Source organism: Delftia acidovorans SPH-1, assembly GCF_000018665.1.
In the GTDB taxonomy this organism is placed as follows: Bacteria; Pseudomonadota; Gammaproteobacteria; order Burkholderiales; family Burkholderiaceae_C; genus Comamonas; species Comamonas acidovorans.
This window is the reverse complement of sequence record NC_010002.1, coordinates 765,676-791,190: the sequence shown is the minus strand read 5'-3', so window position 1 is coordinate 791,190 and position 25,515 is coordinate 765,676. Positions and strand designations below refer to the sequence as shown.

Here is a 25,515-nt window from a genome sequence, read left to right as displayed (position 1 = left end):
GGGGTCATGGCACAGGCAAGGCTCCGCCCTGGCCGCCGTGCATTGCGGCGGCCTAGGACGGTTCGGAAAAAAAGGGAACGGGAGAGCGGGGAGCGGCCTACTCGGGCTGGATGCCGGCGGCCTTGATCACCTGGCCCCACTTCTGGGTCTCGCCCGCCTGGAAGGCGGCCAGCTCCTGGGGCGTGGCGGTCCAGCCCTCGGAGCCGGACATCTCGAAGAAGGACTTGGCGCCCGCGCTGTGCACAGCGTCGGACAGCAGGCGGTTCAGACGGGCCACCACGGCCTCGGGCGTGCCAGCGGGCGCGTAGGCCGCGAACCAGTAACCCATGTCGTAGCCCTTGACGCCGGCTTCCTCCAGCGTGGGCACCTCGGGCAGCTGCGGGCTGCGTTTGGTGGTGGAGTAGCCCAGGGCGCGCAGCTTGCCCGACTTGACCTGGGGCACGCCGGTGGAGGTGTCGGTGATCATCAGGTCGATCTGGCCGCCCAGCAGGTCGGTGATGGCCAGCGGATTGCTCTTGTAGGGCACGTGCATCAGGTCCACGCCGGCCAGCTGCTTGAGCATTTCACCGGCCACGCGGCTGGAGGAGCTGCCGCTGCCGAACGACAGCTTGCCCGGCTGCTTCTTCGCCGCCGCCAGCAGGTCGCCCACGTTCCTGTACGGCGCATCGGCGCGCACCACCAGCACCTGGCCGCCCTTGCCCAGCCCGGCCACGGGCGCGAAGTCCTTGACCGCGTCATAGGGCAGCTTCTTGTACAGATGCTGGTTGGCCGCATGCGTGGTGTTGGTGGTGATCAGCACCGTGTAGCCATCGGCCGCCGAGCGCGCCACCTGCTGGGCCGCGATCATGCCGCTGGCGCCGCCCTTGTTCTCGACCACCACGGCCTGCTTGGTCGCCGTGGTCACGGCCTGGCCCAGCGCCCGTGCCAGCTGGTCGGTGGCGCTGCCGGCCGCAAACGGCACGACGAAGGTGATGGGCTTGGACGGATAGTCCTGTGCCAGCGCCGGTGCTGCGGCGGCTGCCAGCGCGCAGGCGGCCAGCGCGAGCACATGGCGGCGGGGGAAGTTGTGCGAAAGGTTCATGTCTGTCTCCTTTGTTGTGATGAATGTGTGACGGGCGGGTCCTGCCGGCTACTCCGGCGCCAGGTGGGGCAGCAGCGAAGCCGGTATGGGGACCTGCATCTGCAGCAGCCAGTACGACAGCGCCTTGCCGTGGCTGTCGAGGTTGAGCGCGTCGTTGACGCCGCCGTCCAGCACCGCGTCCAGCACCCAGTTCATGGCCTGCAGGCGCTGCAGCACGAAGCGCTGAACGCGCGCCGGGCGCCGGGCGGCGAAGTGCGCGGCCACGCGCTCTTCGGTGATCTGCTCCACCAGCACGGGCCAGCAGGCGGCATTCCAGGCGATGAGGCTGATGTTGGAGCGGTTGCCCTTGTCCCCCGTGCGCCCGTGCGCCAGGCGGTACAGCGGCACGGTGACGGGCATCGTGGTTGGCAGTGTGTTCATGCGGCGTGCTCCCCGGCCTCTTTCCCGGCCTCTTTCTCGACCCCTTTATCGACATCTCCCTCGGCCCACTTCCACCCGGTGGCGACGCTCTGCTGCGCCAGCAGGCAGGACACTGTGCCCAGCCGCGCGCGCAGCGCCGTGCGCACGCCGCCGCCGCCAGCCGGCCCGCAGGTGTACAGCGCATTGACCTCGCGCGGCAGGCGCCGCGCCTGGGCCTGCGTGGGGCGCAGCCAGGCGGCGCGCAGGCGCACGTCCTGGGGGGCGGCCGCGCCGGCCGGCTGCGCGTCGCGCCAGCGGCCGGCGTCGTCACCCAGCACGCTGGCCACGCCGATCCAGTCCAGGCGCAGGTCGCCTGCAGCCTCGCCGCCCAGGCGCTCGCGCAGCACCTCGCCGGCCAGCCGGGCGCGCTCCAGGGCGCGCGGGCCGGCATAGGAGATCTCGCCCTCGGCCAGCCAGCCCGAGGCATGGCAGACATTGACCTTGTAGTGGCCGTTGTGCGCATGGCCGCGCACGCCGCTCAGGCGCACGGCGTCAGACCCCACCTGGTGCACCTCGGCCTCGGACAGGTCGGCCACCACGTCGGGCGTCAGGTAGGCGGCCGGGTCGTGCACCTCGTACAGCAGCTGTTCCTTGACCGTGCGTTCGCTGACCAGGCCGCCCGTGCCTTCGGGCTTGGTGATGGTGCAGTCGCCCGAGGGCTCGATGATGGCAATGGGATAGCCCAGCCGCGCCAGGCCCTGCACGTCCTTGAAGCCCGGGTCGGCGAAGTAGCCGCCCGTGACCTGGGCGCCGCATTCCAGCAGGTGGCCTGCCATGGTGGCGCGCGCCAGGCGGTCCCAGTCGTCCCAGGCCCAGCCGAAATGCGCCATGGCCGGCCCCAGGGTCAGCGAGGGGTCGGACACGCGGCCGGCCACCACGATCTCGGCGCCGGCCTGCAGGGCCTCGGCAATCGCGCGGGCACCGATGTAGGCGTTGGCACTGACCAGCGAATCCTCGGGAAACTCCGCGCCCAGCGCGGCCCGCAGCGCCTCGCGGTACGCTGGGCCGCAGACATCGTCGCCATGCACCACGGCGATGCGCGGCACGCGCAGGCCCAGGCGCTGCGCCAGCCGCTGGATGCAGCGCGCCGCGCCTTCGGGGTTGGCGGCACCGAAGTTGCTGACGATGCGTATGCCATGCGCCAGGCAGTCGGCCAGCACGGGCTCCAGCAAGTCCTCCAGCAGGGGTTCGTAGCCCGCGTCGGGCTGCTCGCGCCGCGCGAGCTGGGCCAGCGCCAGCGTGCGCTCGGCCAGGGTCTCGAAGATCAGGCAGGCGCTCTGGCCGCTGGCCGCCAGGGCGCGCACCACGGGCGCGGCGGCATCGGTGCGGTCGCCCGAGAAGCCGGCTGCGCAGCCCACCCACAGCGGGGGCCTGTCCGGGGCAAGAGAGGGTTCCAGGTTGTCCATGAGAGCCAATGTAGGCAGCCGCTGCTAATCTGTGAAATCGATTGTTCGGATCGACTTATCCAAAAACCCGATGAATATCTCCTCCCGCCAGCTCGATGCCTTCATCGCCCTGGCCCAGCTCAGCAGCTTCACCCTGGCCGCGCAGCGCTGCCATCTGTCGCAGCCGGCCTTCAGCGCCCTGATCAAGGGCCTGGAAGACGGCGTGGGCGTGCGCCTGTTCGACCGCAGCACGCGCCATGTGGCGCTGACGCAGGAGGGGGCGCAGTTCCTCGATGCCGCGCAGCGCATACGCGCCGACCTGGGCGATGCCGTGCACGGCCTGCGCGAGGCGGCGGCGCTGCAGCGCGGGCGCGTGTCCATCGCCCTGCTGCCTTCGCTGGCGGCAGCCTGGCTGCCGCCCGTGCTGGCGCTGTTCCATGCGCGCCATCCGGGCATACAGCTGCAGGTGTCGGACCTGCTGTCCGAATCGTGCATCGCCCAGGTGGCCTCGGGCCAGGCCGACCTGGCGCTGGCCGCCATCCGCGCCGACACCGAGGAGCTGCAGGCCGAATGGTTCTGCGCCGACCGGCTGCACCTGGTCTGCCGCGCCGACCATGCGCTGGCGGCCCTGCCCGCGCCGGCCATGGCCGACCTGCGGGACCAGCCCTTCATCCAGCTCGCCCGCCACAGCAGCGTTCGCCAGTACCTGGAATCGCAGGAGCAGGCCCCGCCCCTCAACACCTTGCTGGAAGTGGAGCACCTGGCCACCGTGATGGGCATGGTGCGCGCGGGCATGGGCATCAGCGTGGTGCCGGCCCTGGCGCTGTTCCACTTCGTGCAGCCTGGCCTGGTGACGCGCCCGCTGGCCGATGCCGACCGCCGGCGCGACCTGTACCTGGTGCGCAGGCGCCAGCGCAGCCTGTCGCCGGCCGCCCAGGCCTTCCACGCGCTGGCGCTGGAGCATCGGCCCGGTGCGGGCGAGACCACCTGATACGGGGCAGCACGAACCTCGCAGCACAATAGCCTGATCGCCAAACGCATCCGAAAGCCGCCACAGTGGGTGAATTCGACCTGATCCGCCGCTTCTTCCAGCGCCCCGTGCGCCGCGCCGCCCTGGGCGTGGGCGATGACTGCGCCCTGCTCGCCCCGGCGCCGGGCATGCAGCTGGCCGTCTCCAGCGACATGCTGGTCGAGGGCCGGCATTTCTTCGCCGACGTGGACCCGCGCCTGCTGGGCCACAAATGCCTGGCCGTGAACCTGTCCGACCTGGCGGCCTGCGGCGCCCGCCCGCTGGCCTTCACCCTGGCCCTGTCCCTGCCGCGTGCCGATGCGGCCTGGACCGAGGCGTTTGCAGGCGGCCTGCTGGCCCTGGCCGACGCCCACGGCTGCGAGCTGGTCGGCGGCGACACCACCCAGGGGCCCTTGAACATCTGCATCACCGTCTTCGGCGAGGTGCCGCCCGGCCAGGCCCTGCTGCGCAGCGGCGCGCGCGCGGGCGACGACATCTGGGTCAGCGGCAGCCTGGGCGATGCCCGCCTGGCGCTGGAAGCCCTGCTGGGCCACACCACCTTGCCACCCGGCACGCTGGCCGCCGCGCGCCAGCGCCTGGAAGCGCCCACGCCGCGCGTGGCCCTGGGCCAGGCGCTGCGCGGCATTGCCAGCAGCGCGCTGGATGTGAGCGACGGCCTGCTGGGCGACCTGGGCCACATCCTCGCGCAATCCCGCGTGGGCGCCAGCCTGGATACGCGCCTGATCACGCCCCTGCTCGATGCCGGCAGGCACACGCCCCTGGCCATCGACCTGCTGCACCAGTGCACCCTGTCCGGCGGCGACGACTACGAGCTGTGCTTCACGGCCCCGGCCGACCGGCGCGATGCCGTGCAGGCCGCAGGCCGCGACAGCGCCACGCGCGTGACGCGCATAGGCTGCATCGAGGAGCAGCCCGGCCTGCGGCTGATCGGCCCGGACGGAGCGGCCATGGCGCCCCGGTGGACCTCATTCGACCACTTCGCTGCGGCCTGACGCCGCGCCAAACCACTTTCATCCGAGAAGGACTGCCCATGGTTCAACGCTCCGCCCTGCCCGCCCTCTCTGCCCTGGCCGCCGCCTGCTTCCTGCTGGCAGGCACCCCGGTCCAGGCCCAGGCACAAGCCCAGGAAGCCACCATCGCCCGCGCCCCCATCGCGCGCGTCACCCTGTATGCGGGCGTGGCCTCGGTGGAGCGCACGGCGCGCATCACGGCCGCCACGCGCCAGCTGGTGTTCGAGTGCCTGCCCGGCTCCATCGACCCGCAGAGCCTGCAGGTCAGCGCCGATGCCGGCGTGCGCCTGGGCGACTACAAGCTGCAGTCGCAGCCGCGCGAACTGGCCTCCAAGGCCTGCGCCAGCCCGCTGGAGCAGCAGATCCGCACGCTGGAAGACCAGCTGGCCGCGCTGGAGGCCGACGAGTCCGCCGCCAAGCTGGTGGGCGACTACCTGCAGGGCCTGGCCAAGCCCGGCGATGACGCCAAAGCCCCCGCCCTGCCCGCCGCCAGCCAGCTGGGCGCCGCCACCGAGGCGCTGCGCAGCGCCAGCCGTGGCAACACGCTGCGCGCCCACCAGATCCTGCGGCAAAAGCAGGCGCTGCAGGAGCAGCTCAGGCCGCTGCAGCTCGAACGCGACCGTACGGGCGCAGGCAACGCCCAGGTGATGAAGGTCACCGTGCAACTGGCCAGCCCCACCGATGCCAATGTGCAGCTGACCTACCAGGTGCGCGGCCCGAGCTGGCAGCCCACCTACCGCGCCCAGCTGGACCCGGCCAAGGGCACGGTGGCCATCGAACGCCTGGCCCTGGTGGCCCAGAACAGCGGCGAGGACTGGAGCCAGGTACAGCTGCTGCTGTCCACGGGCCAGCCTTCGCGCAGCACGCAGGCGCGCCTGCCCAATCCCTGGACGCTGGATGTGGAACGGCCCCGCCCCGTGGCCGCCATGGCCCCTCCGCCAGCGCCGGCCCCGGCGGCCCCTGCGATGATGCTGGAGCGCGCCCGCAAGCCCGGGGCGGCCAGCGAGGCCGCCGAACTGCCGGTGCTCGATGTCGCCAGCCTCAACACCGCCTACGCCACGCAGTTCTCCGTGCCCTACCGCATCAGCGTGCCCTCCAGCAGCGAGCGCGTGACCCTGGCCCTGGGCTCACAGAACCTGCCGGCCACCTTGCTCACGCGCACGGCGCCCGCCGTGGAAGAGGCCGCCTACCTGGTGGCCCAGCTGACCGTGCCGGCCGGTGTCTGGCCCGCAGGCCCCGTGGCCCTGTTCCGCGACGGCGCCTTCGCCGGCCAGGGCCGGCTGGACTTCGGCAACGCCGCCGCGCTGGCCCAGGGCCTGTCCTTCGGCCGTGACGACAAGGTGGTCGTGCGCAACCTGCCCGTGGACTCGGCCACGGGCAGCGGCGGCCTGCTCAGCAGCAGCACCGAACGCCAGGTCACGCGGCGCTTCCAGGTGGACAACCGCCATGACCGCGCCATCGAACTGCAGGTGGTGGACGCCGCACCCATCTCGCGCAATGACCAGATCCGCGTGCAGTCCCAATACAACCCGCAGCCGGCCACCACGCGCTGGAACGACCGCAACGGCATGATCGCCTGGCAGCAGCCGCTGGCCGCTGGCGCCAGCGCCAGCTTCGAGGCCCGCCACCAGATCCGCCATCCGCAGGATCTGGCGGTCGAAGAGCGTCAGTGAAGCACCAGGGCCGCGCTTATGATCTCGCCCCATGAGTGACGCGCCGCTGCGGCCGGAGGTTTCCGGCGATCCTGCTACCCCCACCTTTGCCTCTGCGGCGCGCCCACCGGAAGGCCCGCCGCAGGGCGGCATGGCACGCCCCACGCTGGAATTCATGATGTCCCACCCAGCCCACTTCATCGCCATGGGGCTGGGCTCGGGGCTGGGGCGCATCGCGCCGGGCACCGTGGGCACGCTGTGGGCCTGGCTGTCCTTCCTGCTGCTGCAGCACTGGTTCACGCCCCAGCAGATCGGCCTGCTGATCGCGGGCAGCATTCCCCTGGGCTGGTGGGCCTGCACGGTCACGGCGCGCCACATGCGCGTGGCCGACCCGGGCAACCTGGTCTGGGACGAGATCGTGGCCTTCTGGCTGGTGCTGTGGCTGGTCATGCCCACGGGCTTCTGGGGCCAGCTCATCGCCTTTGCGCTGTTCCGCTTCTTCGACGCCGCCAAGCCCCAGCCCGTCAAATGGGCGGACCGGTGCTTCAAGGGCTTCGGCTGGCGCGGCGGCTGGGGGATCATGTTCGATGACCTGGTGGCCGCCTTCTGCACGCTGCTGGTCATCGCGCTATGGCGCCATTTCATCGGCTGAAGGAACGGGCATGAACGCATCCAACGAACTCGTCGAAACCCTGGCCGGCCTGCTGCTGCAGCGCGGCTGGATGCTGGCCACGGCCGAGAGCTGCACGGGCGGCATGATCGCTGCGGCCTGCACGGACCGCGCCGGCTCCAGCGAATGGTTCGAGCGCGGCCTTGTCAGCTACTCCAACGCGGCCAAGCACGACCTGCTGGGCGTGCCCGAGGCGCTGATCGCCGAGCACGGCGCCGTGAGCGAGCCCGTGGCGCGCGCCATGGCCGAAGGCGCCATCGCCCACTCACGCGCGCAGTGCAGCGTGGCCGTGACAGGCGTGGCCGGGCCGGGCGGCGGCAGCGCCGCCAAGCCCGTGGGCACGGTCTGGTTCGGCTGGAACGTGTACGGCACCACGCACAGCGAATGCCTGCGCTTTGACGGCGACCGCGCCGCCGTGCGCCAGGCCACCGTGGCACACGCCTTGCAGCGCCTCAATGCGCTGATCAGCGCAAGGCTTTTATGAGCCGGTGCGCGATCTCCTGCAGCGGTGCAGGCAGGGCGCGGTAGCTTTCCAGCAGGCGCTGCTCGTCCACGGGCAGCGGCGCGTTGTCGTCTTCCAGGCCGGCCGTCAGCTCCAGCGCCGTGGTCTGCAGCGCCAGGGCCACGCGGGCCAGGGTGTCGTTCTTGAGGGTGCGGATGGCCCCCGATTCGATCTGCGACACGGCCGAAGCCGTGATGCCTGCGGCCTCGGCCAGCCGGCCCTGGGTCATGCCCAGTTCGGCGCGGCGGGCGCGTATGCGTTCACCGATATGTCTCATGGCCCGTGCATCCAAAGCCTGTGGCGCGGGCGCTCAGGCGCCGTGGCACTTCTTGAACTTCTTGCCGCTGCCGCAGGGGCAGGGGTCGTTGCGGCCCGGCTGCTCGCCCTTGACGATGGTTTCCTGGCGCGGGCCCATGCTCTTCCAGATCTGGCGCAGGTCGTACAGCGCCCAGATGGCCTCGCCGAACTGCTCCACGCGCTCCTGGCTGGTGCTGGCGGGGCCGTCCTCGTCGTACATGCAGACTTCGGGCTTGCCGGTGTCGTCCTCGGTCAGGGCCACGACGGCGTTGAGCGCCTCGTTGAGCCAGCCGGCGGCTTCCTTGTCGCGCGGGGCGGCCCATTCCTCGGCCCAGTTCTCGACCACGAACATGAAGCCCAGCGCCCAGATCTGGCCGAACGAGGGAATCTCGCCGTCATCGGGACGCTCTTCCTCGGGCAGCGACAGGATGGCGCCGCGCATGTCCATGGCCTCGGGCTGGAAGGTGCGGTCGTCTTCCAGCGTCTTCACGTCGGCGTCCAGCTGGGTGCGGATCTCGTCCATGCGCAGGCCCACCAGCTCCAGAAAGCGCGCCTGCTGCGCCGCGTCCTTGAACACTTCCATCAGCGGCAGCGGCTGGCCCTCGGCCGCCTCCAGCGTGCCGCCGTCGCCCAGCAGCATGGGCAGCCACTCGGCGGCCGGCACCTCGCGGCGCGTGCAGATCAGCGCCGTCAGGAAACCGTCGCAGAACTCCCACTGCGGAATCTCCTCGCCGCGCGTGCGCAGCTCGTCGAGCAGATCGTCAAGCTCCTCCAGCGCCTCGGGCGTCAGGGCAGGCTCGTCGGGCAGGGCGGTGGCTTCGTGGGCGTCGTTGGACATGGCGGAAATCTCTAGGGAAAACAGGGGGAAGGAACCGGCCACGGCCAGCCCCTCGAATGAATGGCCCGCAGTGTAGCCGCGCCGCCATGTCCGTGGCGCCCGGTCGGAACTGGCGCCCACGGGGCCCTATCGCCTACATGGCCCACATGGCCCACCCGCTACCCGGCTCCCTGCCAGGCCGGGAGCATGGAAAGCCCCACCCATTCCCCGACCCGGCTCATCGTCAAATTCTGCAAAGCGCCGCTGGCGCCGCCAAAGACTGCCACCAGTGCCCATGTCTGCTCGTCGAAGCCGCGGGTCGTGCAGCAGGCCATCTGGGGCAGGCACAGCGCCTCGGCCGGGTCCTGGGCCAGCAGGCTGACGAATTCCTGCGCGGTCACGGTCTCCGGATCCAGGCCCATGGGCCAGGACCCCTTCCAGCGCTGCGCATCCAGGGTCACGCTGTGCACGCCCCATGTCGGAGCGCCTGGCATGTCGCCCCAGGCCAGGCGTTGAAGGACCAGGCCCAGCCCCGTCTCCGCCCATGTCACCGGGTAAGGCGGGGCGTGATCGATCTTCAGCAGCTGCGTATCGCTCAATCCCGCCTGGTGCAGAGCCAGGCGCAGGTAGTCCTGCCGGCTATGCCGCCCCAGCGTGCGCAACACGGCATCCATCAACGGGGCGATGGGCTGTGGCTTCATGGTGCTTTCCATTCAGAATTCATCAAAGCGACGCATATAGGCGTCGCATGCCAATTGCCACGCGTCTTCGTCGTCGGATCCGGAAGGCGGCGGTCCGATGAAGTTGTTGAGCCGGGATTTGGCACGAATCGGCTTGAGCAGGCGCGCCGCCTCGCCAAAGGCTGGCAGTGTCAGTCCCTTACCCATGTCCCCCAACCCCGGAAAATCTCCTGCACGAATCCCCAGGCAGTTGCCCACATCTCCGGCAGAAAGGTATTGGCTGGCCTCAACCTGCTTACGCACCGCTTCCCGCCCGCCCAGTTTCTCCAGCAAGGCATCGCTGACAAAACTGAGCCAATTGATGCTGTACATGGCGTTGTTGAAGTCATGGCTCATCAGCGCAAGACTGCCTAGGGCATTCAAACCCGGGAACCGCTGCAGGTAGGGATACAGTATTTGCTGCCCTTTGCCGTCGGGTCCGATATTGCGTTCTTCCACTGCGGGCATGACGCCCCAACCTGCAATGGCCCAATAGGGCTGCATCAACTCCACAATCTGGGTGGTGAGGCGGCCCACATTGCGCTCTGGCGGTTGATCCATAATCCACCATGCGGGAAATGCCATGCGAATGAAAGACATGGCCGGGCCTTTTTTTATCGACCCATATCTCTCACGATACCAAATACCTTCATCATTCTCAATACGGCAATAAAGGCGAAAGTCTTGCGCATTATTCTCCCACACCTCTGGAGGATTTGGCTTACCCGAAGCCATATGAAAGATCAGTGCATAACCTTTTGGGTTATCAAAGCTTTTCTGCTTCTTTGCAGCCAACTTTCTTTGTGCTATCGCGCTGGTCAGCATGGCGGGCATTCCGTCGTACCAATAAACCAGTTTCTCTTTCCCTACAGCCTCACAAAAAAGATCGACCACTTTCCATGAACGCTCACGCACGGCCAATGAATCCCCGTCATGGAACACCATCTCGATCGTCCAGCCTGCTCTTGCACAAATACGCCCAAATTGGTTCTGCAATACCAGCGCCTTGAGAATATCCATCGTCGCCACGGTGGCAGCATCCGCTTCCTCATTGCCGAAAGGCCAGTTGAAATCATGTTCCGCAGCCATTGTGATCTTCCCCATTCCTTCAAAACACCAGAAATCAGAACAAATCAAACCGACTCATATAGGCATCGCATGCCAGTTGCCACGCATGTTCATCATTCGAGCCAGAAGGCGGCGGGCCGATGAAGTTGTTGAGCCGCGATCTGGCGCGCAAAGGCTTGAGCAGGCGCGCCGCCTCGCCAAAGGCGGGCAGCGTCAGCCCCTGGTCCATATCCCCCAGTCCTGGGAAATCTCCTGCACGGATTCCCAGGCAGTTGCCCACATCCCCAGCAGATAGATACTGGCTGCCCTCCACCTGCTTGCGCACCGCTTCCCGCCCGCCCAGTTTTTCCAGCAATACATCACTGACAAAACTGAGCCAGTTGATGCTGTACATGGCGTTGTTGAAGTCATGGCTCATCAACGCAAGGCTGCCCAGGGCATTCAAGCCTGGAAAACGCTGCAAGTAGGGATACAGTATTTGCTGCCCTTTCCCGTCGGGTCCAATATTGCGTTCTTCCACTGCGGGTATAACGCCCCAGCCTGCAATGGCCCAATAGGGCTGCATCAACTCCACCATCTGGGTGGTGAGCCGGCCCACATTGTGCTCAGGTGGCTGGTCTAGAATCCACCATGCGGGAAATGCCATGCGAATGAAAGACATGGCAGGGCCTCTCCCCGGGGTTCTATATCTTTCACGATACCAAATACCTTCATCATTCTCCACACGACAGCAAAGGCGAAAGTCTTGTGCATTTTCCACCCAATCATCTGGAGGTTTTGGTTTACCCGAGGCCAGATCAAACATCATTGCAAAGCCCTTCGGATTATTGAGCGTACTCGGTTTGTGTTTTTCCATCCTCTCCCGCCCTTTCTCGCTGGCCATAGCAACAGGAGCCAGCCCCCACCATATTGCAAGCTTTTCAGAACCAACGACTTCAATGAATAGATCTATCACCTTCCAAGCTCGCTCGCGCACAGCCAATGAATCCCCATCATGAAACACCATTTCAATGGTCCAGCCTGCTCGCGCACAAATACGCCCAAATTGGTTCTTCAATACCAGCGCCTTGAGAATATCCATAGTCGCCACAGTGGCCTTCTGTAGCTCCCTGGTACTCAAAGGTTTGTTGAAGTCTTTTGCCATATCCATCCCCCATATTTCGCTGTACCTAAACCATCGCTTCAAAAGGACAATCCAAGGACTCTTGCGAGTGCACTCCCTACCGTACCGACACCTCTGAGTACCCGACCCAGCGCAGACGCACCGGCGGCAGCCCCGACAGCCGCCGCCGTATCCTTATTCACCCGTTCGGACAAAGAGATGACCTTTTCCCTGTTGGCCTGCCATTGCGCTGCCTGGTTCAACACACTTTCATTTGCGTTTTCGCCATCACTGTCGCAAGCACAGCTTCCAGCGTCCAAGGCATCCTTTTGAAACTTGTCTTCAAAAATATATGTGTAGGCCTGAAGCTGACTTCTGCCGTCTGGCCCAAGGTCTGAAGAAAATTTATCCCCCGGAAACTTCATCTCATAGACCCGCTGCACGTTGTCCAGCACAGGCGGAAGGCGCGGGTTCTTCACCACGACCACATCCGGGATGCGCGAGCCCGCAGGCCGGCTGCGCGTGGGTCGTACGGGCTCCCTGCGCGACATGACGGGGGCCTTGTTCAGGTACGGCACTTCCTGCTTGTAGTAGCCCCGGTAGCCTTCAAACCCGTCGGCCTGCATGACCACGCCGGCCACGCAGCGCTGGCCCAGGCCGCCGGTCATGCAGCAGCAAAACAGCTCGCACAGCGCCCTGCGGTCCAGTTCGTTGTCGAAGTCCCGGGTGCCGCATACCTTGTCAAAGCCCATGAGCACGACGGCCTTGCACAGCTGCCTGGACCGCTTCAGGCGGTTGAGGGCGATGAAGGCGGGGACCAGTTGTTCGCAGCTCATGCGCCAGGCCCGCCGAGGGGCGAGGAGGATTCGCCAGCAGGTGTGCGCCGCCGCACCACGTCCCAGATCCCCATCGGCAGCTCAAGCATCATCAATTGAATGCGGCCGTCAGGCGGCAGGTCGGTGCGCGCGAGAAACTTGCGCACGGCGGGAAATTCGTCGAAGCGCTCGCCAAACTGGTGGCGCAAGGCCAGGAAGCCGATGACATCGTCCGGCGTCGACAGGCCCCAGCCCACCGCGCGGTCAAGGCCTCGCCGGGTATGGGCCAGCAGCCTGTCATGCGGCCAATCCTGCTCACTGAGATGGCAGGTCTGCCGCACGATGGCGGCAATCCCTCCCTCGCTGGGCACCAGGTTGCGGCGCCGCGTGCGCTGCATTTCCAGGGTTGAAATTTCCATCATTGCGAAGGCACCTCCCATTGCCTGTTGTCCAGGCGCGCCAGGCCTGTGACATGGTCCAGAAACTTGCGCTGCGCCATGCCGACCCAGATCCCCTCGGGATGCGGTGCCAGGCAGGCGAGGATGCTGTGGCCGCGGAACCAGTCCCCCAGATGCGCCGGGTCGAACTGCGCCAGCAGGCGAGGCAGCACGCGCGGGTCGTAAAAGCGCAGCCAAAGCCGCTGGCCGCCGTCTCCCCTGGCCTGCAGAAACCGCTTGAGATGGCGCTTGAGCGCAGGGGCCGGCAGCCGGCTGATCAGGAAAATGCCCCAGTGCGCCTGCCAGCCCTCCAGCGGCCAGCGCTGGAACAGGGGGCTGCCTGCATGCACCCGCAGCAGATAGGGCGCGTAGCGCGCATAGCGGGCGGCGGGCATTCCGTCATACAGGCAGGTGATGCCGGACTGCGGCGGCTCGGCCAGGAGGGCGTCATGCAGGTGCTCATCCGCCGCCGCGTCCACGACGGCGTAGAGCAGGCCGTCATAAGTCGCCGCAGTCTTTTGCAGCACGGCCCGGCGGGCCATTTGGAGAGCTCCGGGAAGGCAGAGGGCGGGCGGGTTGAGCTTCGGCATGGCGATTCAGTCCTCCATGGCCGACACGAAGGCGGCCCCCGATTGCGCGGCTTCGGCCAGGCACCGGCCCGCATTCGCACCGATCCAGACGGTGGTGCAGCCCGAGACGACCACGCCGACGTGCACGGTCCTGTCCCCCATGCGGGCCGCGGGCCTGCCACCGATCAGTACCGTGGCTTCGCCTTCGGCCAGGGCATCGGGCGGTGAACGGGGGCACAGCGCCTTGTCCGTGACCCTGGCCGCCGGCATGCCGCCGATGAGCACATTGGCCTGGCCGGAGAGAATGGCTCCGCCCCCGTGGGCGGGGCAGGCATGCATGTCGCCCACTCTTGCTGCAGGTTGTCCCATGCGAGTGCCCCGGGTTCAGCAGTTGATCTTCACCAGCGGCGACTTGATCTCGACCATGGCCGCAGAGATCTCGATGGAGCTCGCTCCTGATTGCAGCCGGATGCTTTGGGTGCCGGTGACGATGACCTGTTGCCCATCGACCGTCAGCGTGGTGCCCGCCGCCAGGGCCAGCTGTCCGCCCGCATCGAGCAGGCTGTTGGCGCCCACCCGCAGCGCGTGGTCGTTGCCGACGTTGACTGCCTGGTCCTGCCCAACCTCGGTGCTGTCGTTGTTCTGGATGGTGCTGCTGCGGTTGTGGCCCACGACGAGGCCTTCATCGTTGCCAATCTGCGCGCTGCGGTTGCGCCCCACGGTCCGGCTCCAGTCCATCCCCACGCTGTCGCTTCGCAGGACACCCACATTGCTCATCAGCACCGCGCCTACGTTGAGGTTGTAGGCACACCCCACGGTAACCATCTTGAACAGGCCCGTGCCCTGCGTGTAGCCGATGCCCACGGTTTCGGATTTCATGCGCCCCGTGGCCAGGGTCCAGTTGCGGCCGATGCTGTCGCGCCCATTGGCATCCACGGTTTTCGTGCGGTTCTTGCAGATGCGGATGCTTTCATCCAGGTCCACCGTGCGCGTGCGGTTCTGGTGGACGGTGAGGGTCTCGTCCAGGTCCACCACCTCCGTGCGCCAGCCGTGCACGTCGATCTTCTCGTTGCGGTCCACGGTCTCCGTGCGGTCGCGGTGGATCACGCTGGTCTCGTCCCGGTCCACCGTCTTGCGCCGGTCGTTGCCCACCCATTTGTCTTCGTCGTTCTCGACTTCGGTGAGCTGGTCCTTTTGCGCGTGCAGCCACAGCTGCTCCTGCCCGGCCTTGTCCTCGAAGCGGATGGCGTTGGCGTCGCCCTGGCCGTTCTTCATGCCGGCACCCGGTGCGCCGCCCTTGCTCGACCGCGTCTTGATGCCCGATTGCGTGGCATTGGCCGGCAGCGCCCAGGGCGGCATGTTGGCCGCGTTGTAGACGCAGCCCGTGACGATGGGGTAGTCGGGGTCGCCATTGAGGAAGTCCACGATGACTTCCATGCCGATGCGCGGGATGGAGACAACGCCAAAGCCTGTGCCCGCCCATTGGGTGGCAACACGTATCCAGCAGCCGGAGTTCTGGTCCTTCTTGCCCAGGCGGTCCCAGTGGAACTGCACCTTGATGCGGCCGTATTCGTCGGTCCATATCTCCTGCCCAGCAGGACCCACGACGACGGCGGTCTGCGGGCCGGTGGTACGCGGCTTGGGCGTGGTGCGTGCAGGGGTGTAGGCAAGACTCGTGGGCTGGGCCTGCAACTCGTAGCGCTGGAAGGAGCCTTCTTCCTTGGCGCCGTCCCGGGCACTCGGTGCGGATGGGACGCCACGTACGCTGGTGATCGCGCTGACGCGAGGGTTTTCTTTCAGGTGGTAGCTCAGGCCGGTGATCAGGTACTGCTGGTTCTGGTCACCGCGCGGGTAGTTGTAGAGGCTGAAGGTGTAGCCCGTGGCCAGCGCCCGGTGGCAGGACTGGCCCCGCACCCGGCTTTGGCCCGTGAGGCTTTCCTTCAGGCGCACGCGGATGTAGGCCTCTCCATCGCCGTACTCCGTGTAGCCGCCCGGCCATTCGTAGGTTTCATGGCCGTCGTGCGCATGGCCCGGTGGATCGCGGCGCATGTGGGACAGTTCGGCCCGGGGCTTTTTGAAGTCGTAGTCGTCGATGTAATGGCGGCCCGGCTTGATTTCCTGCTCCAGCTGCCAGGCGTGGATGTTTTCCTGATCGCCTGCGGCCGCTTTTTCCGGGGGATAAAAGGGAATGGAGGCGCCCCCGGGCAATACGCCGTGCGAGGCAATGATGTCGTCGCACAGCACCAGGGTGTGTTCTCCCATGGCATGCGCGAAGTGGTAGTAGATGCCTTCGTGCTCCATCAATCGCGAGACAAAGTCGCAATCGCTTTCGTTGTATTGAACGCAGTAGTCCCAGCTGCGATAGGCGCGCGTGAGTTTCCTTTGCAATGGATGGCCATAGACGCCCAATACCTGCTCGATGATGTCGGGCACGGTCTGGTTCTGGAAGATGCGAAAGTCGCTCTTGCGCGTGGCCAGCCACAGCCAGGGGCTCAGGCGCGCCTTGTAGGCGTAGTGGCGGTGGTCCTGGCCCTGCATGCCAAAGCGGGTGACGATGCCGTCGATGAAGCGCCTGCCGCCGCCCTGGGTTTCTATTTCTATGGTGGCGTTTTTGCCCAATAGGGCCTTGGGATCGATGCTTTCGCTTTCGCTGAGCATTTCCACATCGAGGCTGAAGAGCTGGCTGATGTTTTCCTGGCCGCGCAATTCACGGAAATGCAGCTGCTCGCCCAATGGCGTGTGTATGGTGACTCGGCGTGTCATTGGTGCTCGCGCCCTGTCGGGGCGCCCTCCCGGTCTTTCGATACGGAAAGATCATGGAAGAATGAGCCGCCCCATGGAAATTCCAGTTTCTGCCGAAAAATAGGATTGCCAAAGGGAAGTTGCCGACTCTCCCACCCGGAACGGGCTTGGGAAAAGCCTAGGACAAGCGGCCGGAGCAAGGGCCTTCATGATGTGCTGCCGCCACACATCGCCCCGGCTGGCCGCCCCCGGGATCAGGGCGCCGCACGCCCGCGCAGCCGCTCATGGATTCACAGTGTCCTGGCGATGATCTCCTTCATGATCTCGTCGCTGCCCCCGTAGATCCGCCCGATGCGCGCATCGGTCCAGGCGCGGCCGATCTGGTATTCGGTCATGTAGCCGTAGCCGCCGTGCAGTTGCAGGAATTCGTCGAGCAGGCGGTTTTGCAGCGCCGTGGCATTGAGCTTGACCATGGCGGCGCGGTCGGGGGCGAGCGCGCGGCGCAGGTGCAGGGCGATGCAGTCGTCCACGAAGACGCGCAGCATGGTGGCCTGGGCCTTGGCCTCGGCCAGCTTGAAGCGCGTGTTCTGGAAGTCGAACACCGGCTGGCCGAAGGCCTTGCGCTCGCGCGTGTAGGCAATGGTCTTGTGCAAAAAGGCCTCGATGGAGGCGGCCGCGCGCACGGCCACCACCAGGCGCTCCTGGGCCAGTTCGTGCATCAGATACCTGAAGCCCGCGTTCTCCTCGCCCAGCAGGTGGTCGGCCGGCACGCGCACGTTGTCGAAGAACAGCTCCGAGGTGTCCTGTGCCATGAGGCCGATCTTCTCGAGCTTGCGGCCCTTGGAGAAGCCGGGCATGCCGTCCTCGACCACGATCAGGGACACGCCCTTGGCACCCATCTCGGGCGCGGTCTTGGCGACGACGATGACCAGCTCCGAATTGATGCCGTTGGTGATGAAGGTCTTCTGGCCGTTGAGCACGTAGTGGTCGCCCTCGCGCCGCGCCGTGGTGCGCACGGACTTGAGGTCGCTGCCCGCGCCGGGCTCGGTCATGGCGATGGCGCCGATCAGCTCGCCTGCGGCCATGCGCGGCAGCCAGCGGTCCTTCTGCGCCTTGCTGCCATAGGCATGGATGTAGGGCGCGACGATGTCCGAATGCAGCGGAAAGCCCAGCCCGCTGGCGCCCGTGCGCGCGATTTCCTCCAGCAGCACGGCCGCATGGCCGAAGTCGCCGCCGCCGCCGTAGGGCTCGGGCAGCATGGGGTTGAGCAGGCCCTCGCGCCCGGCCTTGCGCCAGACCTCCTTGGGCACGATGCCCTGGCGCTCCCATTCGGCATGGTGGGGCACGATCTCGCGCTCGAAGAAGCGGCGGGCCTGCTCGCGGAACTGTTCATGGTCTTCGCGGTAGACGGAGCGCTCGGTCAGGTCTTGCATGGGTCGGTATCCGGTGGTTGTCGGTGAGGAAAGACGGTGAAGGGCCGTTCAGGCGCTGCGCAGGTTGAAGCCCGCGTGTGGCTGCTCGCGCAGCCTGTCCTTGAGCACGCGGCGCAGCAGCTTGCCCGTGGGCAGGCGCGGCAGCTCGTCCACGAACTGCAGGCGCTGCGGGCGCTTGATGCGCGACAGCGTGGCGCCGGCCTCGGCGACGATGGCGCGCGCCATCTCGGCGCTGGCCGCATGGCCCTGGCGCAGCACGACCACGGCCATGGGCTGCTCGCCGAAGTCGGGCTCGGGCACGCCCACCACGGCCACCTCCTGCACGGCCGGGTGCGTGGCCAGCGCGTTCTCTATCTCCTGCGGATAGAGGTTGACGCCGCCCGACAGGATGAGGTCCGCCCGCCGGTCGCTGAGAAAGAGGTAGCCCTCCTCGTCCACATGGCCCAGGTCGCCGTAGGTGGCCCAGCCACGCTCGTCGATGGCCTCGCGGGTCTTGGCGGGATCGTTGAGGTAGGCGAAGGGTGCCACGTCCGAGAAGAACACGCGGCCGATCTGGCCCGCAGGCAGCTCCTGCCCGTCGTCGCCCACGATGCGCAGCCGCCCGTAGCTGGCGCGGCCCACCGAGCCTGGGCGCCGGCGCCATTCGGCGGAGTTGATCAGGGTGATGCCGCAGCCTTCGGAGCCTGCGTAGTACTCCAGCAGGATGTCGCCCCACCAGTCCAGCAGCGCCTGCTTGACGGCCACCGGGCAGGGCGCGGCCGCATGGATGGCGCAGCGGTGGCTGGACAGGTCATAGCCGTGCCGCACCTCCTCGGGCAGCTGCAGCAGGCGGCCCAGCATGGTCGGCACCCACTGGCTGTGGGTGATGCGGTAGCGCTCGATCATGGCCAGCGCCTGCTGTGCGTCGAAGCGCGCCGTGATCACCACCGCGCCGCCGCCGTCCAACGTGCGCAGGCAGTAGCGCAGCGGCGCTGCGTGGTAGAGCGGCGCGGGCGAGAGGTAGACCGCGTCGGCGTCAAAGCCCATGTTGCGCTGCCAGGCCAGGAATTCGGGATCGGCCTGCGTGCGGTAGAGCGCCGCCGGCAGCGCCTTCTTGATGCCCTTGGGCCGGCCCGTGGTGCCCGAGGAATACAGCAGGTCGCGCCCCAGCGGGCGGCCTGACAGATCGATGGGCGCGGGCGCCTGCGCACGCCAGGCGGCCAGGGCATCGGCCAGCGACGGCAGGCCCGTGGATGCGCAGTCTCCGTCCACCGAATGCACGGTGGCCGCCAGCGCGGCCGGCAGCTGCGCCGCCGTGGCGGCCGAGGCAAAGACATGGCGCGCCCCGCTGTCGCCCAGGATGTAGGCCACCTCGGGCGCCGTCAGGTGGGTGCTGATGACCACCGCGTACAGGCCCGCCAGGCGCGCGGCCAGCACCAGCTCCAGGATCTCCACGCGGTTTTCCATCAGCACGGCCACCGTGTCGCCGGCCGCCAGGCCCTGCCCGGCCATCCACTGCGCCACCTCGCGCGAGCGCTGCGCCAGCGCGCCCGCCGTGTGCTGCTGGCCGCTGTCGCCCATGGTCAGCGCAACGCGGTCGGGCCGGGCATCGGCCCAGCTGTGAAAGTCATGCACGCCTGTCTCCTTCGCTTTTTTTGAATCCGCCGTCTCGAATTCATCGGTTTTTCAGCAAGTATTTTTGTTTACGCGCGGTTTTTCATCCGGGAAAACGCTTTGTTCAATGCAAATTTCGAGACTTATCATTCATTTCATGAACCTCCAGTCTCATTAAATCCGCATGAACACACCCGTCATCGTCGATGCCATCCGCAGTCCCATGGCCCGGGCCAAGCCCGATGGCGCCCTGGCCCAGCTCCACCCCGTCGATCTGCTCAGCCAGGTGCTGGAGCAGCTCGTGCAGCGCAACCGCATCGACCCCGGCGCGGTGGACGATGTGATCACCGGCTGCGTGAGCCAGGCCGGAGAGCAGGCCGGCACGCCGGGCCGTCTGGCCTGGTTGGCCGCAGGCCTGCCTGCCCATGTGCCGTCCACCACCATCGACCGCAAGTGCGGCTCCAGCCAGCAGGCCGTGCACTTTGCCGTGCAGGCCATCATGTCGGGCACGCAGGACATGGTGATCGCCTGCGGCGTGGAGTCCATGAGCCGCGTGCCCATGGGCAGCTCGCGCATGGGGCAGAACACCACGGGCGCGCGCTTCGATGCGCGCTTTGCGCCGGGGCTGGTGGGCCAGGGCGTGTCGGCCGACCTCGTGGCCGCGCGCTGGGGCCTGGGCCGCGAGGAACTGGATGCCTATGCCGCGCGATCGCACCAGCGCGCCCATGCGGCCCAGTCGGCCGGGCACTTCGAGCGCGAGATCGTGGGCATCACCACGCCTGCCGGCCTCGTCACGGCCGACGAGACCATCCGCCCGGGCACCACGGTGCAGAAGCTGGGCGCGCTCAAGGCCGTGTTCCAGAACGACGAGCTGTCGGCGCGCTTTCCGCAGATCCGCTGGCACACCACGGCGGGCAATGCCTCGCAGATGACCGACGGCGCCAGCGCCATGCTGCTGATGAGCGAAAAGCGCGCCCAGCAACTGGGCCTGCGCCCGCGTGCGCGCTTCGTGGCGCTGGACGTGGTGGGCGACGATCCGCTGTACATGCTCACGGCCCCCATTCCCGCCACGCGGCGCGTGCTGGCCAAGGCCGGCATGCGGCTGGAGCAGATGGACCACTGCGAGATCAACGAGGCCTTTGCCTCCGTGCCGCTGGCTTGGCAAAAGGAACTGGGCGCCGACCCCGAGCGGCTGAACCCGCGCGGCGGCGCCATCGCCCTGGGCCATCCGCTGGGCGCCTCGGGCATCCGCCTGATGACCACCATGCTGCACGCGCTGGAGGACAGCGGCGCGCGCTATGGCCTGCAATCCATGTGCGAGGCCGGCGGCATGGCCAACGCCACCATCATCGAACGCCTGTAAGCCAGGCACCGGAGACACATCCATGCAACTGCAAAAGAACATGACGGCCCTGGTGACGGGCGGCGTATCGGGCCTGGGCGAGGCATCGGCCCAGGCGCTGCTGGAACGCGGCCTGAACGTGGTGGTGGTGGACCTGAACGAGGACCGCGGCGCGGCCATGGTGGACGCCGCCCGCCAGCGCCACGGCAGCCGCCTTCGCTTCGTGAAGGCCGACGTGGCCGACGCCGACCAGATGGCCGCCGCCATTGCCGCCGCCGAGGACTTCGGCGAGTTCCGCGCCCTGGTGCACTGCGCGGGCGTGGGCGGGCCGCTGCGGCTGGTGGAAAAGGACGGCAGCCCCGGCTCGCTGGACAAGTACACGGGCATCGTGCGCGTGAACCTGATCGGCACTTTCAACACGCTGCGCCTGGCCGCCGCCAGCATGGCGCGCAACGAGCCCTTGCAAGGCGAGCGCGGCGCCTGCGTGCTCACGGCCTCGGTGGCGGGCTACGAGGGGCAGATCGGCCAGATTCCCTATGCGTCGGCCAAGGCCGGCATCATCGGCATGACCATCGTCGCCGCGCGCGACCTGGCCACGCGCATGATCCGCGTGTGCACCATTGCGCCGGGCCTGTTCGACACGCCCATCCTGGCCAAGCTGCCCGACAACATCCGCCAGTCGCTGGCCGCCTCCGTGCCCAACCCCGCACGCCTGGGCCACCCGTCCGAGTACGCGCTGACCGCGCTGCACATCCTGGAGAACCCCATGCTCAATGGCGAGACGATTCGCCTGGACGGTGCCATTCGGATGAGTCCTCGCTGACAAGCGCCCTGGCCCAGCACACGCGCGGAGAAGAAACACCATGTTCAAACGCCTCACGCTGGCCGCTGCCGCCTGGCTGTGCGCCACGGCAGCCATTGCAGCCGACGCCTGGCCCACGCGGCCCATCACCCTGGTCGTGCCGGGCGCGGCCGGGGGCTCCACCGACATTCCCGCGCGGCTGCTGGCGCTCAAGCTGGGCGAGCGGCTGGGCCAGCCCGTCATCGTGGACAACAGGCCGGGCGCGGGCGGCTCCATCGGTGCCAGCCAGGTGGCACGCGCGCAGCCGGACGGCTATACGGTGCTGGTGGGCAACACGGGCTCCAACGCCATCAACTACACGGCCTACAAGAAGCTGCCCTACAGGCCCGAGGACTTCGTGGCGCTGACGGACATGATCTCGTTCTCCAACGTGCTGGTCGTGCCCCAGGCATCGCCGGTGCGCTCGCTGGACGATCTGCTCAAGGCCGCGCGGCAGGCGCCGGGCAAGCTGTCGTTCTCCTCGGCCGGCGTGGGCCAGACCACGCACCTCATGGGCGAGCTGCTGCGCGAGCGCACGGGCGTGGACGTGGTGCATGTGCCCTACCGCGGCTCGGCACCGGCCACGGCCGCCATCGTCTCGGGAGAGACGCAGTTCATGTTCGACAACCTCACGGCCTCGCTGGTGCATATCAAGGCGGGCAAGCTGCATCCCATCGCCGTGACGGGCGCGCAGCGCGAGCCCGAGCTGCCCAACGTGCCCACCACCACCGAGCTGGGCCTGCAGGACTTCGACAAGGTCGGCTGGATGGGCTTTTTCCTGCCCGCGCAGACGCCGCCCGCCGTGGTGCGCAAGCTCACCGACGGCCTTGTCGCCGTGCTCCGGGACCCCGAGGTGGCGCGCCGCTACCGCGAGCTCGGCGGCCGCCCCGGCGGCATGCCTCAGGCGCAGTTCACCCAGCTGGTGGACAACGACCGCAAGAGCTGGGGCGCGCTGATCACCAGCCGCCAGCTGCAACTCGACTGAACCGATTTCGACGGAGACGCCATGAAGGTGCTGGACAGCGTGCGCGTGCTGGAGATTGGCGGCATTGGCCCGGGGCCGTTTTGCGCCATGCATCTGGCGGACCTGGGGGCCGATGTGATCTCCATCGTGCGGCCCGAGGCGGAACCCGCCGCCGCCTCAGCCGCCTCCGCGCTGTCGCGCGGCAAGCGCTCGGTGTTCGCCGATCTCAAGTCGCCCGAAGGACGTGACCTGGTGCTGGCCCTGGTGCGCGATGCCGATGCGCTGATCGAAGGCATGCGGCCCGGCGCCATGGAGCGCCTGGGCCTGGGGCCCGAGGCCTGCCAGGCCCTCAACCCGCACCTGGTCTATGGCCGCATGACGGGCTGGGGCCAGGACGGCCCGCTGGCCCAGGCAGCTGGCCACGACAACAACTATGCGGCCGTCTCGGGCGCGCTGTGGGGGTGCGCGCCGGCCGGCGCGCGACCGGTCTCGCCCTTTGCCACCCTGGGCGACATCGGCGGCGGCGCCATGTACCTGATGACGGGGTTGCTGGCCGGCATCGTGCAGGCGCGCGCCACGGGGCGCGGCACCGTGGTGGACGCGGCCATCGTCGATGGTGCGGCGCACATGCTCAACCTCATGCTGCATGCGCGCCAGCGCGGGCTGGTGGCCGACGAGCGCGGCCACAGCATCCATGACAGTGCGCCGTTCTACGAAACCTATGCCTGTGCCGATGGCGGCTTCATCACCGTGGGCGCCATCGAGCCGCAGTTCCACGCCCTGCTGCTGGACAGGCTGGGCCTGGCCGATGCCGCAGCGTTCCAGGGCCCGCAGTGGGACCGCGCAGCCTGGCCTGCGCGGCGCGCGCAGCTGCAGGCGCTGTTCGCCTCCCGGCCCCGCGCGCACTGGCAGCAATTGCTGGAGGGCAGCGATGCCTGTTTCGGCGCCGTGCTCAGCCCTGTGGAAGCAGCCCGCCACCCGCACCTGCAGGCGCGCGGCGTCTACCTGCAGCCCGAAGGCGGCGCCCTGCAGGCCAGCCCCGCGCCGCGCTTTGACGGCCAGGCCTATGCGCCGGGCCCTGCGAATGCCGCAGGCTCCGACACCGCCAGCGTGCGGGAGAAGGTGAGCGCAGGGCGCGCGCAGGAAGTCTGGCGCAGCGCCCGCTGATTCACGAGAGGCTGGAGGCGCCCAGCATGCCCTCGACCAGGCGCACCAGCGTGATCAGGCGCGGCCCGGCATCGCTTTCCAGCGCGCGGCTCTGCGGGCTGTAGATGGGCAGGGAGACCGAGAACACCCAGTACTCGCCGTCCTTGGCCGTGGACATGGGCACGGCAATGGACTGGATCTCGCGGTGCAGGTCGCCGTGGCTGCGGCAAAAGCCGTGCTCGGCCAGGTCGCGCCGCGCATCGTCGAGCCGCTCGCGCAGTTGCTGGGCGCGTGCGGGATCGTCGGCCTGCAGTTCCGCGATGAAGGCCTCGCGCTCGGCCTCGGGCAGGCTCAGCAGGTAGGCGCGGCCCGTGGCGGTGCGCGACAGCGAGATGTGCACGCCGATCTCGGGCAGGAAGACCTTGTTGGTCAGGCCGTTGGCCAGCTCCACCAGGCACAGCTGGCGGCCGTGCCCCACGGCCAGCTGGATCTGGCCCTCCAGGTGATTGGCCAGCTCCTGCATGTGCGGCCGCGCGAACTGGCGCATGTGCATGCGCGCCAGCACGGGCGAGGACAGGTTCAGCAGCCCCACGCCCGGCACGTACTTGGACAGGCGCTCGGAGTAGCGCATCAGGTTCAGTTCGCACAGGGTGTCGATCAGGCGGAACAGCGTGGGCTTGGGCAGGCCCGTCATGTCCATCAGTTCACGGGCGCTGAGTTCCTGGTGCTTGTTGGAAAAGCACTGGAGCACGGAGATGCCGCGCACCAGGGCGGCCACCAGCTTGCCACTGTCTTCTGTGTTCATGAATGGTTTTCGGCACTGCTAAAGATGAAACGATTGTCTCAATTTTCCGGCTGCCGGGCGGCAAATCCACCGGCCTTGCCGCAGTGCAAACCCTGGCGCCACCGCCGGCCGGCGCAAGCGGCAAGTCCTGGCACGGCACAATCGCCGCATCCGGCTGGCGTTGCGCGCCAGCCACTCACTTTCCAGAGCCTGCCGTGTCCGAACCGTCCTTCGCCGTCCCGCCTACCGAGCCGCCAGACTACGACGCCTTTTTGCGCGCCCATGTGCTGAGCCAGCCCCTGAGCATCCAGCGCTATGACCGGGAAGACGAAACCATCTGGGTCAAGCGCGCGGGCGCCAGCAATCCGGCATGGCGCTATCGCGCGCTGGCCCTGCTCGCCTTGTGCCTGCGCCTGCCCGTGCTGCGGCCCGTGCCCAACCCCGGCGGCCACGAAGCCATCCGCACCGAGGTACGCCGCCTGCGCCAGCTCGCGCAGCGCGGCCTGCGCGTGCCTGCCGTGCTGGCCGAGTGCGAGGACGGCTTTGCCATGCGCCACCTGGGCAGCCCCGGCGTGGAGGCACCCTCGCTGGGCAATGCCATGGAAGCCGCCCTGCCCCGGGGGGATGGCAGCACGCTGGCGCTGTGGCTGCAAGGCCTGCAGACGCTGCAGCAGGTGCATGGCAGCGGCGACTGCCTGAGCCAGGCCTTTGCGCGCAACATGGTCTGCTGTGCCGATGGCGTGATCGGCTTCATCGACTTCGAGGACGACCCTGCCGCCCACCTGCCCCTGGCGCTGTGCCGCGTGCGCGATGCCCTGTGCTACGCCCACTCCACGGCCTGGATACTGGAGCAGGCCGGCGCCATGCAGACCGCGCGCACGGCCTGGCGGGATTTCGTGCAGTCCATGGAGCCCGAAACCCGCGCCCTGATGGCGCGCACCGTGAAACAGCTGGCCTGGGTGCGCCGCCTGCCCGAAAGCCGCCGCCTGGGCCGCGACATGCAGCGCGTGCGCATGGCCTACACGCTGGTGACGCCGTAGCGGCAGCGGGCTGCAGG

26 protein-coding genes are annotated in these 25,515 nt (G+C 67.9%); 10 read left to right on the top strand and 16 right to left on the bottom strand.

What is annotated here, in order from left to right:
* Positions 1-97: 97 nt before the first annotated feature.
* Genes DACI_RS03645 through DACI_RS03635 form a run of 3 tightly spaced genes read right to left on the bottom strand, consistent with a single transcriptional unit; the run spans position 98 to position 2,946 of the window.
* Positions 98-1,081 carry a Bug family tripartite tricarboxylate transporter substrate binding protein gene (locus DACI_RS03645; protein ID WP_012202647.1) on the bottom strand — a complete coding sequence of 328 codons (984 nt, stop codon included), beginning with the start codon at positions 1,079-1,081 and terminating at the stop codon, positions 98-100.
* A 48-nt stretch (positions 1,082-1,129) separates the two neighbouring features.
* Positions 1,130-1,501 (bottom strand): AtuA-related protein, encoded by a 372-nt coding sequence (locus tag DACI_RS03640; protein WP_012202646.1) that lies wholly within the window; start codon positions 1,499-1,501, stop codon positions 1,130-1,132.
* On the bottom strand, positions 1,498-2,946 hold the full coding sequence (locus DACI_RS03635; protein WP_012202645.1) for an acyclic terpene utilization AtuA family protein: 1,449 nt from the start codon (positions 2,944-2,946) through the stop codon (positions 1,498-1,500). Before DACI_RS03635 ends, DACI_RS03640 begins: the two co-directional genes overlap by 4 nt.
* A gap of 70 nt (positions 2,947-3,016) precedes the next feature.
* On the opposite strand from DACI_RS03635, the gene DACI_RS03630 reads away from it, so the two are divergent.
* The 5 genes from DACI_RS03630 (at position 3,017) to DACI_RS03610 (ending at position 7,771) form a co-directional block, all read left to right on the top strand.
* Positions 3,017-3,916, top strand: a complete 900-nt coding sequence (locus DACI_RS03630) for a LysR family transcriptional regulator (RefSeq protein ID WP_012202644.1) — start codon at positions 3,017-3,019, stop codon at positions 3,914-3,916.
* 65 nt (positions 3,917-3,981) lie between these two features.
* Positions 3,982-4,947 (top strand): thiamine-phosphate kinase, encoded by a 966-nt coding sequence (thiL, locus tag DACI_RS03625; protein ID WP_012202643.1) that lies wholly within the window; start codon positions 3,982-3,984, stop codon positions 4,945-4,947.
* Positions 4,948-4,985: 38 nt separating this feature from the next.
* Positions 4,986-6,638, top strand: a complete 1,653-nt coding sequence (locus DACI_RS03620) for a DUF4139 domain-containing protein (protein ID WP_012202642.1) — start codon at positions 4,986-4,988, stop codon at positions 6,636-6,638.
* A gap of 130 nt (positions 6,639-6,768) precedes the next feature.
* Positions 6,769-7,269, top strand: coding sequence for a phosphatidylglycerophosphatase A family protein (locus DACI_RS03615; protein ID WP_012202641.1), 501 nt, complete (start codon positions 6,769-6,771; stop codon positions 7,267-7,269).
* 10 nt (positions 7,270-7,279) lie between these two features.
* Entirely contained in the window at positions 7,280-7,771 is a 492-nt protein-coding gene (locus DACI_RS03610; protein WP_012202640.1) for a CinA family protein, read from the top strand.
* Here the strand turns inward: DACI_RS03610 and DACI_RS03605 are convergent.
* The 12 genes from DACI_RS03605 to DACI_RS03550 form a co-directional block, all read right to left on the bottom strand.
* A complete protein-coding gene (locus tag DACI_RS03605; RefSeq protein ID WP_012202639.1) occupies positions 7,752-8,066 on the bottom strand; it encodes a helix-turn-helix domain-containing protein in 315 nt (104 codons plus the stop codon). The genes DACI_RS03610 and DACI_RS03605 overlap by 20 nt on opposite strands.
* A 33-nt stretch (positions 8,067-8,099) precedes the next feature.
* Entirely contained in the window at positions 8,100-8,924 is an 825-nt protein-coding gene (locus DACI_RS03600) for a YecA/YgfB family protein (RefSeq protein ID WP_016450524.1), read from the bottom strand.
* Between the two features lie 158 nt (positions 8,925-9,082).
* Entirely contained in the window at positions 9,083-9,604 is a 522-nt protein-coding gene (locus tag DACI_RS03595) for a hypothetical protein (RefSeq protein ID WP_225971032.1), read from the bottom strand.
* 12 nt (positions 9,605-9,616) lie between these two features.
* Complete coding sequence (locus DACI_RS32455) at positions 9,617-10,726, bottom strand: type VI immunity family protein (RefSeq protein ID WP_012202636.1); 1,110 nt, start codon at positions 10,724-10,726, stop codon at positions 9,617-9,619.
* A gap of 19 nt (positions 10,727-10,745) precedes the next feature.
* Positions 10,746-11,834: a type VI immunity family protein gene (locus DACI_RS32450; RefSeq protein ID WP_225971031.1), complete on the bottom strand. Its 1,089-nt coding sequence runs from the start codon at positions 11,832-11,834 to the stop codon at positions 10,746-10,748.
* A gap of 38 nt (positions 11,835-11,872) precedes the next feature.
* Positions 11,873-12,628 (bottom strand): hypothetical protein, encoded by a 756-nt coding sequence (locus tag DACI_RS03580; RefSeq protein ID WP_012202634.1) that lies wholly within the window; start codon positions 12,626-12,628, stop codon positions 11,873-11,875.
* A complete protein-coding gene (locus tag DACI_RS03575) occupies positions 12,625-13,047 on the bottom strand; it encodes a hypothetical protein (RefSeq protein ID WP_225971030.1) in 423 nt (140 codons plus the stop codon). Before DACI_RS03575 ends, DACI_RS03580 begins: the two co-directional genes overlap by 4 nt.
* On the bottom strand, positions 13,026-13,586 hold the full coding sequence (locus DACI_RS03570; RefSeq protein WP_225971029.1) for a DUF4123 domain-containing protein: 561 nt from the start codon (positions 13,584-13,586) through the stop codon (positions 13,026-13,028). Before DACI_RS03570 ends, DACI_RS03575 begins: the two co-directional genes overlap by 22 nt.
* Positions 13,587-13,640: 54 nt before the next feature.
* Positions 13,641-13,952: a PAAR domain-containing protein gene (locus DACI_RS03565; protein ID WP_043780510.1), complete on the bottom strand. Its 312-nt coding sequence runs from the start codon at positions 13,950-13,952 to the stop codon at positions 13,641-13,643.
* Between the two features lie 45 nt (positions 13,953-13,997).
* On the bottom strand, positions 13,998-16,376 hold the full coding sequence (locus DACI_RS03560; RefSeq protein WP_012202630.1) for a type VI secretion system Vgr family protein: 2,379 nt from the start codon (positions 16,374-16,376) through the stop codon (positions 13,998-14,000).
* A 269-nt stretch (positions 16,377-16,645) separates the two neighbouring features.
* On the bottom strand, positions 16,646-17,788 hold the full coding sequence (locus tag DACI_RS03555) for an acyl-CoA dehydrogenase family protein (RefSeq protein WP_012202629.1): 1,143 nt from the start codon (positions 17,786-17,788) through the stop codon (positions 16,646-16,648).
* A 48-nt stretch (positions 17,789-17,836) separates the two neighbouring features.
* Complete coding sequence (locus DACI_RS03550; RefSeq protein ID WP_012202628.1) at positions 17,837-19,402, bottom strand: AMP-binding protein; 1,566 nt, start codon at positions 19,400-19,402, stop codon at positions 17,837-17,839.
* 163 nt (positions 19,403-19,565) lie between these two features.
* Here DACI_RS03550 and DACI_RS03545 point away from each other — a divergent pair, with 163 nt between their 5' ends.
* Genes DACI_RS03545 through DACI_RS03530 form a run of 4 tightly spaced genes read left to right on the top strand, consistent with a single transcriptional unit; the run spans position 19,566 to position 23,695 of the window.
* A complete protein-coding gene (locus tag DACI_RS03545) occupies positions 19,566-20,744 on the top strand; it encodes a thiolase family protein (protein WP_012202627.1) in 1,179 nt (392 codons plus the stop codon).
* 22 nt (positions 20,745-20,766) lie between these two features.
* Complete coding sequence (locus DACI_RS03540) at positions 20,767-21,546, top strand: SDR family NAD(P)-dependent oxidoreductase (protein WP_012202626.1); 780 nt, start codon at positions 20,767-20,769, stop codon at positions 21,544-21,546.
* Between the two features lie 40 nt (positions 21,547-21,586).
* Positions 21,587-22,549, top strand: a complete 963-nt coding sequence (locus DACI_RS03535) for a Bug family tripartite tricarboxylate transporter substrate binding protein (RefSeq protein ID WP_012202625.1) — start codon at positions 21,587-21,589, stop codon at positions 22,547-22,549.
* A 21-nt stretch (positions 22,550-22,570) separates the two neighbouring features.
* Entirely contained in the window at positions 22,571-23,695 is a 1,125-nt protein-coding gene (locus tag DACI_RS03530; protein WP_012202624.1) for a CaiB/BaiF CoA transferase family protein, read from the top strand.
* Position 23,696: 1 nt separating this feature from the next.
* Here the strand turns inward: DACI_RS03530 and DACI_RS03525 are convergent, their stop codons facing one another.
* Positions 23,697-24,479 (bottom strand): IclR family transcriptional regulator, encoded by a 783-nt coding sequence (locus tag DACI_RS03525; protein WP_012202623.1) that lies wholly within the window; start codon positions 24,477-24,479, stop codon positions 23,697-23,699.
* Between the two features lie 194 nt (positions 24,480-24,673).
* Here DACI_RS03525 and DACI_RS03520 point away from each other — a divergent pair, with 194 nt between their 5' ends.
* Positions 24,674-25,498 carry a BUD32 family EKC/KEOPS complex subunit gene (locus DACI_RS03520; RefSeq protein ID WP_043780506.1) on the top strand — a complete coding sequence of 275 codons (825 nt, stop codon included), beginning with the start codon at positions 24,674-24,676 and terminating at the stop codon, positions 25,496-25,498.
* Positions 25,499-25,515 lie beyond the last annotated feature (17 nt).